Source organism: Motilimonas sp. 1_MG-2023 (assembly GCF_030547455.1).
In the GTDB taxonomy this organism is placed as follows: Bacteria; Pseudomonadota; Gammaproteobacteria; order Enterobacterales; family CBDFNC01; genus Motilimonas.
The window spans coordinates 59,868-75,478 of record NZ_JAUOPX010000015.1; the positions used below are offsets into that span (position 1 = coordinate 59,868).

17 protein-coding genes are annotated in these 15,611 nt (G+C 43.9%); 6 read left to right on the forward strand and 11 right to left on the reverse strand.

Annotated features, from left to right (window positions below; translation table 11 throughout):
* The first annotated feature begins 73 nt into the window (after positions 1 to 73).
* Positions 74 to 1,120, forward strand: a complete 1,047-nt coding sequence (locus Q4519_RS10205; protein ID WP_232802651.1) for a PLP-dependent cysteine synthase family protein — start codon at positions 74 to 76, stop codon at positions 1,118 to 1,120.
* Between the two features lie 306 nt (positions 1,121 to 1,426).
* Here the strand turns inward: Q4519_RS10205 and Q4519_RS10210 are convergent, their stop codons facing one another.
* The 4 genes from Q4519_RS10210 to Q4519_RS10225 form a co-directional block, all read right to left on the reverse strand.
* Complete coding sequence (locus Q4519_RS10210; protein ID WP_303511948.1) at positions 1,427 to 2,029, reverse strand: TetR-like C-terminal domain-containing protein; 603 nt, start codon at positions 2,027 to 2,029, stop codon at positions 1,427 to 1,429.
* Positions 2,030 to 2,148: 119 nt separating this feature from the next.
* A complete protein-coding gene (locus Q4519_RS10215) occupies positions 2,149 to 3,261 on the reverse strand; it encodes a substrate-binding domain-containing protein (RefSeq protein ID WP_303511950.1) in 1,113 nt (370 codons plus the stop codon).
* A gap of 277 nt (positions 3,262 to 3,538) precedes the next feature.
* Positions 3,539 to 5,032: a chitinase N-terminal domain-containing protein gene (locus tag Q4519_RS10220; protein ID WP_303511951.1), complete on the reverse strand. Its 1,494-nt coding sequence runs from the start codon at positions 5,030 to 5,032 to the stop codon at positions 3,539 to 3,541.
* A 334-nt stretch (positions 5,033 to 5,366) separates the two neighbouring features.
* On the reverse strand, positions 5,367 to 7,457 hold the full coding sequence (locus Q4519_RS10225) for a glycosyl hydrolase family 18 protein (protein WP_303511952.1): 2,091 nt from the start codon (positions 7,455 to 7,457) through the stop codon (positions 5,367 to 5,369).
* Positions 7,458 to 7,876: 419 nt separating this feature from the next.
* Between Q4519_RS10225 and Q4519_RS10230 the strand changes: the two genes are divergently transcribed.
* A complete protein-coding gene (locus Q4519_RS10230; protein WP_232802656.1) occupies positions 7,877 to 8,275 on the forward strand; it encodes a hypothetical protein in 399 nt (132 codons plus the stop codon).
* Positions 8,276 to 8,505: 230 nt separating this feature from the next.
* Complete coding sequence (locus Q4519_RS10235; protein WP_232802657.1) at positions 8,506 to 9,216, forward strand: DUF445 domain-containing protein; 711 nt, start codon at positions 8,506 to 8,508, stop codon at positions 9,214 to 9,216.
* Positions 9,217 to 9,408: 192 nt separating this feature from the next.
* Here the strand turns inward: Q4519_RS10235 and trpB are convergent, their stop codons facing one another.
* From trpB to Q4519_RS10265, 6 genes are all read right to left on the reverse strand, one after another.
* Positions 9,409 to 10,641, reverse strand: coding sequence for a tryptophan synthase subunit beta (trpB, locus tag Q4519_RS10240; RefSeq protein WP_232802658.1), 1,233 nt, complete (start codon positions 10,639 to 10,641; stop codon positions 9,409 to 9,411).
* 207 nt (positions 10,642 to 10,848) lie between these two features.
* Positions 10,849 to 11,394 (reverse strand): uracil-DNA glycosylase family protein, encoded by a 546-nt coding sequence (locus Q4519_RS10245; protein ID WP_232802694.1) that lies wholly within the window; start codon positions 11,392 to 11,394, stop codon positions 10,849 to 10,851.
* A 26-nt stretch (positions 11,395 to 11,420) separates the two neighbouring features.
* Positions 11,421 to 11,771 (reverse strand): hypothetical protein, encoded by a 351-nt coding sequence (locus tag Q4519_RS10250; protein WP_232802659.1) that lies wholly within the window; start codon positions 11,769 to 11,771, stop codon positions 11,421 to 11,423.
* 217 nt (positions 11,772 to 11,988) lie between these two features.
* The gene (locus tag Q4519_RS10255; RefSeq protein WP_303511956.1) at positions 11,989 to 12,393 is read right to left on the reverse strand and encodes a hypothetical protein; all 405 of its coding nucleotides are present in this window, start codon (positions 12,391 to 12,393) and stop codon (positions 11,989 to 11,991) included.
* The gene (locus tag Q4519_RS10260) at positions 12,393 to 12,809 is read right to left on the reverse strand and encodes an NUDIX hydrolase (protein ID WP_303511958.1); all 417 of its coding nucleotides are present in this window, start codon (positions 12,807 to 12,809) and stop codon (positions 12,393 to 12,395) included. Before Q4519_RS10260 ends, Q4519_RS10255 begins: the two co-directional genes overlap by 1 nt.
* Positions 12,810 to 12,828: 19 nt before the next feature.
* Positions 12,829 to 13,629: a hypothetical protein gene (locus Q4519_RS10265; protein ID WP_303511959.1), complete on the reverse strand. Its 801-nt coding sequence runs from the start codon at positions 13,627 to 13,629 to the stop codon at positions 12,829 to 12,831.
* A 154-nt stretch (positions 13,630 to 13,783) separates the two neighbouring features.
* On the opposite strand from Q4519_RS10265, the gene Q4519_RS10270 reads away from it, so the two are divergent.
* The 3 genes from Q4519_RS10270 (at position 13,784) to Q4519_RS10280 (ending at position 14,857) form a co-directional block, all read left to right on the forward strand.
* Complete coding sequence (locus Q4519_RS10270) at positions 13,784 to 14,041, forward strand: type II toxin-antitoxin system Phd/YefM family antitoxin (RefSeq protein ID WP_303511961.1); 258 nt, start codon at positions 13,784 to 13,786, stop codon at positions 14,039 to 14,041.
* Entirely contained in the window at positions 14,029 to 14,328 is a 300-nt protein-coding gene (locus Q4519_RS10275) for a type II toxin-antitoxin system RelE/ParE family toxin (RefSeq protein WP_303511963.1), read from the forward strand. Before Q4519_RS10270 ends, Q4519_RS10275 begins: the two co-directional genes overlap by 13 nt.
* 112 nt (positions 14,329 to 14,440) lie before the next feature.
* A complete protein-coding gene (locus Q4519_RS10280) occupies positions 14,441 to 14,857 on the forward strand; it encodes a hypothetical protein (protein ID WP_303511965.1) in 417 nt (138 codons plus the stop codon).
* Positions 14,858 to 15,056: 199 nt separating this feature from the next.
* On the opposite strand, the gene Q4519_RS10285 is transcribed toward Q4519_RS10280, so the two are convergent.
* On the reverse strand, positions 15,057 to 15,608 hold the full coding sequence (locus Q4519_RS10285; RefSeq protein ID WP_303511967.1) for a DUF2878 domain-containing protein: 552 nt from the start codon (positions 15,606 to 15,608) through the stop codon (positions 15,057 to 15,059).
* Between the last annotated feature and the right edge of the window lie 3 nt (positions 15,609 to 15,611).

The window sequence follows — 15,611 nt, forward strand, 5'->3', positions numbered from 1 at the left end:
ATAAGATTTTTAGCACATTTTTTCTCCCTAATATTCTCTATCATTGAGATCTTATCTATTTAGGACACAGCCCATGCAGCAATCGACTTGGCTCCAACAAGCTATACAAATAATCGAAGCGGATATACAACGCTCAGCCGATACTCACTTAATCAAGCTCGATATGCCGCAATTCTCAGGAATAGATATCTACCTTAAAGATGAAAGCACGCATCCTACGGGCAGCTTAAAACACCGATTAGCACGATCGTTATTTTTATATGGCCTGTGTAACGGCTGGATCAAACAAAACACCCCTATCATTGAAGCCTCAAGTGGTAGCACGGCTATTTCAGAAGCGTATTTTGCTCGCCTACTCGGATTACCTTTTATTGCCGTAATGGCCAAAAGCACCGCGAAAAAGAAAATAGAAGAAATTGAGTTTTTCGGTGGTCAAGCGCACTTGGTCGATTCAACAGAGAAAATCTATAGCACAGCACAACAATTAGCTGATCAGCTTAATGGCCATTATATGGATCAGTTTACTTATGCCGAGCGCGCAACAGATTGGCGCGGCAATAACAACATTGCCGATTCTATTTTTCAACAAATGCAGTTGGAGCCACACCCGCAACCAAGCCATATTGTAATGAGCGCGGGCACTGGCGGGACCAGTGCAACCATAGGCCGTTACATTCGTTATCAGCAACTTGCCACCCAATTAACTGTGGTGGATCCCGAACATTCGGTGTTTCATTCTTATTATCAAACGGGTAGGAAAGATCTCACTAACCACCTCAGCAGCCGTATCGAAGGCATTGGTCGACCAAGGGTTGAGCCATCCTTTATTCCCAGTGTAATAGACAATATGATGACCGTGCCCGATGCTGCTAGTGTTGCTTGCATGCTTTGGTTACAACAGAAATTGAATCGTAAAGTGGGCCCTAGCACTGGCACGAACCTTTTTGGTGTGCTTAAACTGGCGCAACAAATGCAATCACAACAAGAAAGCGGCTCAATAGTGACGCTAATATGTGATTCCGGTGAGCGATATTTAGACTGCTACTACGATGAAAAGTGGGTTGAGCGGCATATTGGCTCACTACAGCAGCACCAAGCTTGGCTAGCCCAATGGCATTAACACTGCTACTAGTTAACCTCAGTTTTGCTTAAGCCTATTACGAATGGATACAGTATATTTTTACTGAAAAATTTCGTTTTCAGAGATGAAAACGCAAAGCCTGTAGGGACATATTCACCGTGTTTTTGCAGGGGAAATAGACTATTTTGCTTATCCAGAACTCGGGTTAGTTTAAGTAAGCCGAATTTTGGATAAGCAAAACTAAGGTTTAACAAATAACCTCAGTTTTGCTTGAGCCTGTTGCTTGCCCATAGAAGACGCTTGACTGATAACTTTAAAAGCTTATAAATCAATACAATGACTCATTTAAGCTTTATAAACTGCCTTATAACTGTCGGTTAATAAACCTGAATAAAGATTCTCTAATACTTGGCGCTTCGCTTCTTGCGATAGCGACTCTGATAATGGTGACAGCCGGTTTGCTTGAATGTGTGCCAAACCTTGAATCATCGACCAAGCAGAGAGGGATAAAACAGGTTCATATTTTGCGACAAACACACCTTTTTCAATGCCTTCTTTGATAGTTTGCTGTAACAAAGCAAAGTTTGCATGTGCAATTTCCGCAAAGTTTTGATCCAACCATTTGTCTTTATCTTCATAACTAAACATATAGTTAAATAAGCCGGGATGGCTTTCGGCAAAGTCCAAATACATCATACCCATGTCGATCAAACGTTCGGCTGGCGTTAATTGATAATCTGCACTGGAAATAAAGCGTGCTAATAACCGATTGGCTTGTTTGGCTAATTCAAAATTTAAGCCGACATCATCAACAAAAGTATCTATGACACTTGCATAACTATGTTCAGTATGTGCGACCACCGACTCAACATCCGTTAATTTTAATTCTCCTGCATCTAGCGCAGCGATCACATCAGAAATAATGGTTACTTTTAACACTTCACTCACGGGTTATCCTCCTTGATAACAGATAAAGTCAGCGACTAGTCTATAACTATTTACTTATTATGTATTTGATGAAACCAAAGTTTAATGAAAATACAGTGAAAAGATGACGCTTGCTAGGGTCATTGGCTAGCTGATGAATAGCGAAACGCTCTTTTCTTATACTCTTCTAACTTAGCGGGATGAATACGCTTGTCAACAAGCTTAAAATCACCAGAAAAGACTTGCGGGATAAGTTTTGCTCGACCTTGAAGATCTAACTTGATGGCTTCTGCCATTGCCACCCCATTATCATCATTCATGCGCATCACGGTCACATCTAGCTCACCAGACAAAATAGCATCTAACTCTTTGTCACCTCCCCCCCAACCATTAACGGCAATTTTATGGCCTTCAAATTGCGAGTCTCTCGCTAATGCTGCGGTAATTCCAAACGCAATATCTGTTGAGCAAGCATAAACAAAATCAACTTGCGGATGCTTCTTAAGCATGTCTCGAGTCGCCACAGCCGCGCCGTGTTTGGATGCATCCGAATAATGAGAATCAACCAATTGCGCACCAGCGGCTTCTTGCATGCGAATAAAACTATCACCACGCATTTCACTCACATAACCAGGGCTACGATAAACCAAGCCATACTTTGCCTTGGGGTAATGTTGAGTAAAGTAGCCATGCAACAGTTTAGTGCCTTCAACATGGTCAAACCCCACGTACATAAAAGGGGGGTTGGCTTGCCACGCCTTATAGGGGGTCGTTATATTTTGCAAAATGAGTTTCATTTTCTTTTGCTCAAGAACATGAGCAATCAAGTTAGCATGTTCTGATACGTCCAGAGTGAAAATCAAATAATCTGGTTGATAGCGCTCGGCTTTTTCAATCAAGCGCTGTTGCTGCTCAACTGCAACCGTTGGCCGAGTGTAATGGTTATAAATTTGATAGTGAATATTTAGCTCATCTAAGCGCGCGGTAAAAGAAGCAATGCTGCGGCGCCAATAGTCGGATACTTGGTGCCCAGGGTAAACCACAAAAATACGAATTTCTTTATCTTGCTCTACCGTCAACGGCTGGCTCTCTCCCTGCACTAATTGCTCAAAGTTACGGGAAAGCTCTACTTGCTGAGGGAAAGCCTGATAAAATTCATCAAGCGGCCAGTATTCAGACGATGAATTGCTTTGAGCAAACCCGATTGAAGCAGTAAATAAGCATCCCGCAAGTAGCGAAAAAATGAGCTTCATTGGCAAACAATCCTTATCTCATCAAGCCATATATCAACGGCGTAGAGTATAAGATAAATTAACCATAATTGCTTACCTAAGGCAGCCACTTTAAGCTAAACCGTTAATACACAAAATAGGCTGTCGCTAACGCCGACAGCCTACTTGATTAAGTGTCATTGTAGTGGCTGAATTCTATTCAAAGTCTAAATGCTACTTTCTTGCCCAACAATCCCAACCATCAATCGCTGAGACAATCTTAGCAAATGTTGTTCAGCTCTTAACCCTGATCTGCAAGCTACTTTGCCACTAAAATCACTTGTCCAAGATGCGGTTTAACATTGACCAAGTATTGAGTTGCAGACACAGCTGTCACGCTAGGCTGCGCTTCGTCTGCTGGCGCAACAAGGTAGCTAGCGGACACCCCAAGCACATCTTGGTCAGTATTAATCACTAAAGTCAGCTCAGTCTCATCAGCAAGATACTTTTGACATTGTGCATCAGACAAATCAAAACTAACCACTAGGTTACCATTATACTGAGTGTCTGCTTGAGTGGTACAGCTGCGGCGCGACATACCATAACGAATAATATCACTGGCGCCAGCTACCCAAAGCTTACCGTCATCCACCAAAGATTTAACGTAATCTAAGTGACCTTGATAACGGGCTAGCGGCACCATTTCCCATGACGTATCTTCTACGCCGTGAAACGTGCGCAGTGCCCAACCCCCTTTGGCAATCGCGTCATCTACATAAGCACGTAAAATGTCATCACTGCCCTCATACACCGACCAAATGCCAGAATTAGTGAAGAGATCGTTTTTAATAAAGTATGGGTCAAAGGTGTTCGCATCATTCACGCCACGAGCTTGCCAATAGTTTACCGAACGCATACCGATTAAGTTTGGCTCCGCTTTTAACGCGGCAATAGAAGCTGGCGTCGCTTGATCTTCAGGGAAAGCATAAAACTCGACAGCAGCGGGTGCGTATTGCTCAATTTTTTTCTGAGCTTGGCTGATCTCAACTTCATCAGACCAAGTGTCACCTACAGGGCTCACATGCATCCAAGAATGGTTAAATATTTCATGGCCGGCTGCGGCAAACTTCTCTACCGCTTGCCAATGATAGTCGGCGCAATTTCCCGCGATGACACCTACAGAGCCCTGCAAGCCACGCGCTTCTAGCTCAGGAACACCGTTATGAATAATGCCATCCGTAATATAGCCACAAAGATCATCGTGTTGAATGGTATAAGCAGCTTGAGCATTGTCTTTCCAAGTGGCCACTTGCGCTGACAGGGCAGCCCCTTGCTCTGTTACAAACGCCCACACTTTCGCTGGTGGTTGCTCATTTTTAGTCCACCACTGTGCTTGGTAAATCTTTTTACCAACTAAAATAAAGCTACCTGCCGGATAAGGGGTTTCCGCTTGCCAAGCAAGCAGCTCGGGCTCTTCAGCAATCACTTGATGAGTTGCGCTGTCGCTGCAGCCATTAACATTGCATAGGGACACTTTTAGTAGGTTTTCACCCGGTAAAAATTGCGTTTGGCATGACGCAGACTGCTTGCTGTTGCCTTGTACAACCAGCTCGCCCGAACAAATTTCCTCGCCATTGTTAAGCAAGCGCCATTGCTGGGAATTTTCACCCCACCACATATTCCAACTCACGGTATGTGTCTCATACACGCTGGTTTTAGTAGGTAATACATCGAGTTGTGCTGGGCTTGGCGCAGCCACTGCTGTGCCACATAAAATCGTCATTAGTCCTGCAAGATAAGTTAATTTAGCCATAGTTCCTCCGTGTGAATGGCGTTAAAGCCCTTTCATCATGCCGTAAAAATCCCACCAAACTAGGCCTTCACCTTCCGAGCTTCACCAATGACCAAGAAGAAACAACAAAAAAGTTAACAATCAAACGCTTACATGCAATCGAACATAGCTTTTATTACACCAAATACGCAGTTGCTAGGTTATCGGTTTAAAACATCCCTGCGTACTATTTACTAGAGCAGCTTTATCTGCCAAATATAATTAAAACATTCACCAAAAACACTCAAAAAACAAAATTTAAACAATAATAACAACAACTTAATATCAATCAAGTGAGTCTGTAAACATCACCAAATTACGCACTTTTATTCCACCAATGAGGAAATAGCTCTTGGATCCATTGCAAATAGCTTTTAGAAACGGGCACCACCTCACCGCAGTCTAAACGTAATTGCCACTTACCTTTTTGCAGTTTTTCTAAGCAGACAACTCGATTAGGATTAACCAGCCAAGAACGATGTACTTGTAGCAGAGTTTGATTGTCAAAATATAATTTAATACCTGTCAATCTTAATAAAATATAACTCGGCTCGGCTTGGCCATCCAAATACAAACCACTGTAGCCACGCTCGGCCTTGATATACCTTAATTTGTCTTTGCTTTGCGCAATTGCGTGTAACTCACCTAACAATTGTGGCTGGCGACATAGCTGCATTAAATACTGTCGACATTGACCTAATTGATCTGTTAATTGGCGATAATGCCCTTCGTGATTGTGTTCAGGACTCACTTGCAGCTGCAGCACACAGGCGTCCAAATCATCGAGTAGCAACTGAATAGACTGGCTATCTTCACCATGCTGCGGATCATCGCTGGCCGCAAGTTGCCGTTCGCCCTGATATACACTGGCCGACTTCACCCCCGGTTGACGGGAAAACCAACTGACCAACTCTTGATGCAAAGCCTCAACACTGCGGCTCTGCTGCCACACAGGTAAAATATCTCGAGCAGGCTCAGCACTAGGCGCAATAGCTAACGCTTGTTGCTGCCACGACTGCAGCTTTTGCACCATTTGTTGCATAGGCTCAGGGACATCTTGATAGCTGTACGCTCCCTGTTCGAGTAAAGACACTAAATCAGGCAAGCTAATCGGTACTTCTTGTTTAGCTGGCTTAAATTTACGATAAGCCATTAGTAGAGAAAGCAATATGGCCAGAGCAATGAAGCCAGCTATTAGCCATTGTCGGCTGTCAATCCAAAGGCTTTGCCAAGGTGCATCAAACTGATGGATCTGCCGCAACACGCTATCCGAACCAGAGGCATCACCGGACAAGGTCCATAACGCAGTGCCTGCCAGCCTTTGTTGCTGAGCAAAATTCAACTTGGCATCAATTCCTTTCGGGCTATCATAAGATAGCCAAATCTGTTGTTCTGGGTGATACAACCAAGCCGTCTTTGCTTGTTCATCAAAACCTTGCTGCCATGAAGGATCTTTAGCAAAACGCTGAATATCTTGCTGCGCAAAGACACCACTAGCACCAGTCTGTTCATTATCCCAAGTACCTAATGGTACGCCTTTGGTTGACTGACCGACTCCCGGTATAGCCACTCCTTGCCAACTAGTACCTTGACTTGCAAGCATTAGAACTAATTTGTCACTTTGCCCACCTAATGCATTAAAACGAGTAATCGCAGCGGCTACACTTACCTCTCCAGCTGGCGCATTTAATGGCACATAATGACCGGTTTTGTCATTCCAGCTGCCATGAAAATCAATACTTAATAAGCTAATAAAGTCGACATACTGTTGCATTTCCGGCAGCGGCCAATGCTCCATCATTTGATCATCGGCACTCAAGGTCACACTCAAGCCATATTCTTGACCCGTTTCTCTTGTTAACCGCTGTAGCGCAGCACGCGTGGCCTTAATTAACGTAAAGTATTGTTCGCGCTGCTCCCAATAGGCTGGCTGACCACGATACGCCATCACCGGCGTGCGCCAGTCTAGCTCAATGCCATTAAAGCCATGTTCGCGCACAAAATTTGCAGCACTGCGAGCAAAGGTGTCAGGATCACGCGCAGCATTGGCAAAATACTTGGAATAACTCCACCCACCAATGGCGATGAAGGTTTTGATATGAGGATAAGCTTGTTGCATTTGCCGCAACTGGTTATAACTGCCGCGCTTGCCACCTAACGGGGAATCGTTTTCATATATACGATCAACATCAGCGTATTTATCCCCTAATGCTACCTCACCTTGCTCAGTGATATTGGCGTATGCATAAATCACATGAGTTAAGCGTTCGACAGGAATATCAGCAACGTGATAAGACTGGCTATAAGTAGCCCAAAATGGAAAATAACCGGCTCGGATCGGCTCAGCGAAAGCCGAATATGATCCACATAAACACAGCCAAACTAAGCTGGTAAAAAACAATTTCATAGCTGCAATCCTTTGCTGCAATAAAAACATGATAACTGGGTAAACCCTTTACCCACTGCATACCGAGCCAAGCAACCTAGCCAACCCAATGTCAGACTCGACAATATACCCTGAACCGAACAACAAAAGGACAGCAAAGCTCACAAAGTCCTAGTGAGTCGGCATTAGTCAAAAATAATTGCCACAAAACTTAACCAGTGATGTGATTTCGAGCGATAACCTCAAAAATATATTTCCACGAGATACAAAGAGCAGAATTACGATGAAAAACCGCTTTATCGACGTAAATATTTATTGCTAAAAAGAACGGAAATGTACTAATTTTGCTTACAGATAACGAGACCCCTAGATCAGCACATTTGGATAAGATCTAGGCCATATATTTTTGCCTATTTTCATTTTTTACCGGGATTTAAAACATGATTGAACAATTTTTGGGTGACTGGCAGTTACTACCCGAACGAGCCGACATTGAGTTTGGCAGCCCCCCAGTTAGTGGGCACTGTTTAATAAGTGAAGAAGACGATACCTTGGTTATTTCATTTTTTAGCAAAAATGAACGTGACGTAGAAAAAAAGCACCATTATGAACAGATACCCGATGGTAAATTCCGCCCTTATACTGGTAAAGGGTCAGGTGACGAGGATTGTTTGGAGCTAAAAAAACCTCATTTATTAGAGGCAATTATCCTAAAAGACTCAGACGTATTTTTTAGTAAAACCTTAGAGATCAAACCCGATGGCTGCTTAAAACTAGTAATGACTAGCGCCTTACCTAGCCACGAACTAGTATCCAATACCTACTACTTTGAAAAATAAATACGTTTAAATTTAAACCGATGTTTTCTATATCAAATCGGTGGGGCTAGCGTAGAGTTAGCCCACTTTTACCGCAGCATGCTCTCTATCACTCATAGGGGCCACAAAATTAGCAACACTTGCCGCCATATCCGTTCCCTTCATATCACCTATATGTCCATAAACACCATAAGCCACTTTCAGAAATTCTAAGCGGTTGCTAGAATCGCGTTTTTTGGAGGCATTTAGCAATGAACAAGAGTTTAGTGACCAACCTATTAGCTTTAGTAGCCCTTGCTGCAGGCTATTGGCTAGACCAACCCGTACTATTATTTGCTGGCTTATTTGCTTTCTCTGGCGCCATTACCAACTGGCTTGCCATTCACATGCTCTTTGAGAAAGTACCAGGCTTATATGGCTCAGGCGTGATCCCCGCGCGCTTTGAAGATTTTAAATTAGGCATTAAAAGCCTAATGATGGAGCAGTTTTTTACCACAGAAAATATCGACCGATTTCTCAGCCAAGAAATGAACAGTGCGGCCTCAATAGACTTAAAGCCCGTGATTGATGAAATCGACTTAGAGCCGAGTTTTAATGGCTTAGTTGAAGTGATTTTGAACTCACAATTTGGTGCGATGTTAGCCATGATGGGCGGCCAAGAAGCACTAGAGCCACTTAAACAACCATTTATTGAAAAGATGAAACAGTCAATGTTGGACATTAGCCAACAAGACGAGTTTAAGCAAAACTTAAAATCCCAACTTGAACAGCCCGACATGCTCAATGATATTCGCGCCAATGTCGACAGCATTATTGACCAACGTTTGAGCGAGCTCACGCCGCGATTAGTCAAAGAGATTATTCAGAAGATGATCCGTGAACATTTGGGCTGGTTAGTCGTATGGGGCGGTGTCTTCGGCGGGGTGATAGGTGTCATTTCAGCACTGATCAGCTTAAACTAAATAACCCGAGTTCTGGATAAGAAAAATATATTCTATCCGCTTGTCGTTGCCCTAAGCAAAACTGAGGTTAAATATCATCGACATAAGGTGCAACTATTGCGTGCACCTTATTGATCATCTTAACTTCAGCTTACTTGAAGCTTCTATTACCCACCCAATAGTGGGCGTTTTTCCGCCCAGTGTCTTATCTTGCTAGCTCAGCAACGAATCAATACCATATTGAGACCCGTATTGTTCCACGACAAAATCAATGTCTTTATCACCACGACCCGATAGGTTCACCAAAATCGAGCCTTTCTCTCCTTGCTGTGCCAGCTTAATGGCGTGCGCAATGGCATGAGACGATTCAATAGCAGGAATAATGCCTTCCATACGTGACAATTCAAAAAAAGCATCAATGGCCTCTTTATCATTGATATGTGCATAATTTGCACGACCAGACTCTTTTAAGAATGCATGTTGTGGCCCAACCGACGGGTAGTCTAAGCCACTTGCAACCGAGTAAACCTGTTGCGGTTCGCCTTCACTGTCTTTAAGCATGTAAGACTTAAAGCCATGCATAATGCCCGGCTCACCCAAGGTTAAAGTAGCCGCATGTTCACCTGGGTCTAAGCTACGACCCGATGGCTCAACACCATATAAAGTAACGTCTTTATCTTCTAAAAATGCACTAAACAAGCCCATCGCATTAGAGCCACCGCCGACACACGCGACTAAATTGTCAGGCAATTTACCTGTCATTTGTTGAAATTGCTCACGCGCTTCATTACCAATAATTGATTGGAAGTCACGCACCATCGCAGGGAATGGGTGCGGACCCACGACTGAGCCAATGGCATAAATTTGTGTGATCGGGTCTTTCATATAAGCTTCAAACGCCGCATCAACCGCTTCTTTTAAGGTTTTTCTGCCATGAGTCGCAGGGATCACCCGTGCCCCGAGAATGCGCATGCGCACTACGTTTGGGTGCTCTTTTTTAATATCTACTTCACCCATGTATATATCACACTCAAGCCCAACTAACGCCGCCGCCGTTGCTAGGGCCACGCCATGTTGACCAGCCCCCGTCTCCGCAATCAGCTTCTTTTTGCCCATTTTTTTCGCCAGCAGCGCTTCACCTAAACAATGGTTAATTTTATGGGCGCCAGTGTGGTTAAGGTCCTCACGCTTTAAATAAATATCGGTGCCGTATTTTTCTGATAAATTTTGTGCATGAAAAATAGGACTAGGTCGGCCTACAAAATGTTTATATAGCCGGGCAAGCTCGGCGCGATATTCAGGATCATTTTTACATTGATCATAAGCGGCACTGATTTGGTCCATGATTTTTTGTAGCTCTTCGGGAATAAAACTACCGCCAAATTCACCAAAATAGCCCTGCGCGTTAGGCTCTGGATGTTGAAAGGTATTTTCCATTTTCGTCATGTCCTTATTTTCAAGAGAGGTATCTTTTTATAACGACAAAACCACAATAAATGTATGACTACAGTGAAGATCTGTTAGCTCGGGCATACTTTCATGGGGCGAAATGATGGAGTTAGCGATAAAACAAGCCTCGCTTATGGGGCCTCATATAACCAATCAACTTGAGAAACATGTTTCAAGCATCTCCAGGTTGATGACATAGATGGATTAAATAAGCTCTGAAACCCGTTTGCGTAACTCAGGCACTAACTCAGACTCAAACCAAGAGTTACGCCTTAACCAAATATTGTTTCTTGGGCTAGGATGAGGTAAGGGGACAATACTGGGCCAACATTGCTGCCACGCGCGCACCTGATCGGTCACCGATAATCGGGCGCCTCCTAAGTGATAATCCTGAGCATACTTACCAATAACAAGCGTTAACTCAATCTGTTGCAGTTGCGCAAGCAACCTCTCCCGCCACAAGGCTGCACATTCCGGTCTTGGTGGCAGATCGCCCCCCTTACCCGTGCCAGGAAAGCAAAAACCCATAGGTAAAATTGCAACTAACTTAGGATTATAGAATTTTTCACGATCTATACCTAACCATTCTCGCAATCGCTCACCACTCGCATCATTAAACGGAATGCCTGATTCATGCACCTTACGTCCCGGAGCTTGGCCAGCAATTAAAATTTTGGCATCAGGATGGATTTGCACCACAGGACGCGGCTCATAAGGCAAATGCACTTGGCAATGGCGGCAACTACGCACATCCTTTAATAAGGTTGAAAATGACACTATTGGCCACGCACCGTAATATTAGCGTCACTAATCACGACGGTGATATCCGATCCCAAGGTATAAGAAGGCACGATAGCGGTGCTGATTTTACCACTGGCATAATTCGCTTTAAATTTTATCGCCCCTTGCTCCTTAACCTCAAATGGCACTTCTTGACGCGGCGTTAGCGACCCCAAGCTTTTAATCTGACCATCCCAACTCGCGGTAACATTAATGGCTTCACTGCTGCTATTTTTGATATAAAAAGTGGTTTTCGCCAACTGTAAATTAACCGCATAAACCACAATCGCAACGAACATAAGGAAAAACGCCAGCGCTCGTTTCGACAATTTTTTGTTTACAGGCATCACCACACCTTAGTAAATATTAAAGAATGAGGCTGGTATTATGGCTCATAATCATCTCATCAGAAACAGTGGACCCTGCTTGTTTACACAATGAAGACTCCCTACACGCGCTTTTTTAGCTCACATCCAGCAGCCCCTGTACCCCTCGCGAATATGGTAGGTTCAGCTTAAAAGCAATGATCTTGTGAATGCCTCTCATTATTGCTGAGTGACATGATTATGGTAGGTCCATACAGCTAAATGAATGCGGGTCAACCGCCCCCATGTCTCTTTGTTTAAATTGCAAAAAGCGCTGATTACACTCAGCTGTTTGCCATGGCTTACAATCACTTAACGATATATTACATAAGCCATCGAAACAGCCAACTGACAAGCTATTTGCGCCCTCCCTCTGGCTAGCAGAGATCAGACTAACAAACACCTTGCCAACTGTATCGAGATCACGACCTTCACAATGCTGATTTTCAGGCTGAATTCGCTGTTGGGTGAAAGGCATAATAGCGTTCAATACGGCGTCACTCTCGGCGCTAACAGCTTGCTCACCCTGCCAATAGATAAACAATCCAAGCGCTCCGCAACATAGTCCAACGGCAAAAATACCGAACGCACGAACTAAGCGCATTACCATTGAATTGCTGTGTAACCACAGCCCGTTAATCGGAGATATTCAGCGAGGGCGAGCTTATCCGCATCAGTATCCAACTCATATTTGGCATCGGCAAACGATCGCCAATACACCGCATCCGCTTCAAATGCGGCAATGTCACCCAACCAAGATAACACGGCATAATAATGAATGAGTTGAAGTTCAGTGCTGGGATGGTATAGCGAGCAAATATGCACAAACTGCTGCGCCTGCACACCTAGCTCTTCTTTTATTTCTCGCAATAACCCTTGCTCAGGTGACTCGCCAGCCTCTAAATGGCCGCAGGGGATCGCGACTAAATTTGGATCGCAAGCTTTATGTTCAGAGCGCTTTTCCAGTAACACTTGGCCATCTTTGATTAACAAAAAAGACGCACATGGATGGGTTTTCATGTTTTTTCACTCCGTTCGATTAAGCCAGCTTGCAGCCGCGAGTTAAATTCGCCATTTGATCATGATATTCAATCGCTGGCTCACGGGAAAAATCGCGACCAATCGTCTTAACCAATCTCACCACGGAAAACTGCTGCGCCGCATACTCGTAATCTTTCGCCCAATCTTCATAAGCTTGGGTTTCACAATCGAGCGGCGTTTTGAGTTTAATGGTTTTAATCCGCATCCGATAAGGCTTAGGCGTTAAGCGCGCTCGATAGCACTTTTGCTTATTGGATAGCTGCACATACAGCCAATCCACATGCAGCTTATGCAACAAGTTAGTATGAGCACGTTCGGCGGGGTCTAAATACGTTCGACAGATGACGCGAATACCTTTTGCGGTTTCATAAATCCGAAAGTCGCCGCCAAGCTGCGGATAACGCGTTAGGTTTTCTTCAAACTTAAACACAATGCGTTCTTTTAGGCTTAACTTACGCAAGGGCTTGAAAATATCGAGCCAACCTTTACGGTAATGATCCAAATCCAAAATGGTGTATTGCGTGGTGTTCCAAATTTTTGCGCCATAGCGACATACCGTCACTATATTCTTATCATCAATAATCTGCGCCACATGCTCTTTAATCGCAGCATCATATTCATTTAATGGCTTCGGCTGCTGCTCGGCAATGCGCTGTTCAATCACCTTAGCTCGTAGCGCGCCTTCCTCGGCAGCCACCGCTTTTGAAACATTTGAGCCAACCAGTAATTGAATGGTTTCGACTTGGTTGCCAACCCTTATATCGAACGGTTCTTTGACCCAAAATTTAAAATATTTCATGCCGTTAAAATTATGAATAAATAAGTAACAGCCATTCTATCGGCAATTTTCACAAGGTCGAGTACCATTTTTGGTTCGAAGAAGTGGTAGGCGGTATTTCCCCACCCATCAGAAAGAGTGCTACTATAGTGATACTTATCAGAGGGGGATGATGATGAAAATAGAACTAGTAACAACATTAAAACGCCAAGCAACGAAGATATTATCAGAGCTTCATTCTTCTAAAGAGCCGGTATTAATTACCGAGCACGGACAACCTTCAGCTTACCTTGTTGACGTTGAACACTTCGACTTTATGCAAAAACGCATGCAAATTCTTGAAGCGCTAGCTAAAGGTGAGCTGGCAATAAGCCGTGGCGAAACCGTGTCCAATGATGAAGCCAAAGCGAAAATGAATAAATGGCTGAAGTAATTTGGACCAATCCCGCCCTCAAAGACCTAAACGATATCGCTGAATATGTTGCTTTGAGCAACTTACCCGCCGCTAAAAATTTGGTCGAAAAAATTTTTGCCCATGTCGAACACCTCGAAATGTTTCCTGAATCAGGAAAAACACCGCTTGAGTTAAGCAATTTGAGTTATCGCGAAGTAGTGGTTAGTCCATGCCGTGTTTTTTATAAAATAGACCGCGATAAGGTTTATATTTTGCACGTGATGCGGCAAGAGCGTGACTTACTAAAATTCTTGCTTCGAGCGTAATCTGAGCCCCCTTAGTGGAGCACTGAAAAAATAGTCGCGCATACAAATCTAAACTTGAGCAATATCGCACTACCTAAAACAAAGTTATTGAAGTAACTTTATCGAGAAGCTTATGAGAGATGATCTAGCGAAAATTAGAGCCGCATTTGAAAAGATAAACAAGGAAAGCCTCCCCATTACTTTCAGAGATTTTCCTTATGGCGCTTGTGGCGACACTTGTGAAGTCTTAGCTGAAGTACTTAAGGAGCTTGGCTACGGAGCCTTTTCATATGTAGCTGGTCGCCGTGAAAACGGAAACAGCCACGCTTGGTTAGAATGCGACTCCATTATTATCGATATCACAGCTGACCAATTTGATGAGATATCTGAACCTGTATATTTAGGCCCCTTAAATTCTTGGTATAAGTCATTTGAAGTCCAGCAAGAACATGAAGCGGGATATAGCAAACTTGATAATCGATCTAGAGCTGCGTTATCAATTGTTCATTCAAAAGTTTGGGCTGAAATAAACACTGAACCAAATATTTAGCGACAGCACTTTTACCAGTTACGGGCAGTACGTTAGTCACATATTAACTCGAACCACCGAGAGACCAGCAAAGCCGCATAAACAAGCCAACCCTATCGCGTAGCAAAATGTCTGTTTCAGGGATGAAACAGCTAAGCCTACATGGAGGTACTTGAGGCGGTTTTGCGCAGCGATAGGGATAGCGAAGCAAGCATGTAAATCAACCCCGACGCTTGAGCCAAACTGAATAGTGCACATAAGCAGGTAAGGCAAAGGCCCATAGCGCGCCGATAATTAACGCCGAGCTTAACGCCCCCAAAGGCAGCTCCACCGCCCCTAAGCGATAACCACCGAGATAGCTTAAAGGACCTGAGATGCTACCCATTAATGCCACTAACAGTAGCGGCAAACGGCGCAGCCAAGCCAAGCTATGATTAAGCGCTACCGCAAAATGAAACCACAAAAAAGCCAGCCACATCGGTAATATTGCCTGATCGGCAAAGACAAACACACCGCTCAGAGACAGCGCCGAATCGAGCATCATGCCGACCAAACTTACCCCAATTAATAAAGGCAAATCTTGACGTCGCGTTGGGCTGAAATAAAAATGCAGTAACAGTAATGCTGTGACGTAAGGCCAAGCATCTTGCTGCAGCAAAATAGCAGTAAACCAAACCAGCTGAAACATCAAAGCATTAAGCCATAAAAAATGCTTGGCTAGCCAGCTGGATCCAGCTGCCCAAGACGGCTGTTCGAAATTAATTTTCAACATAGA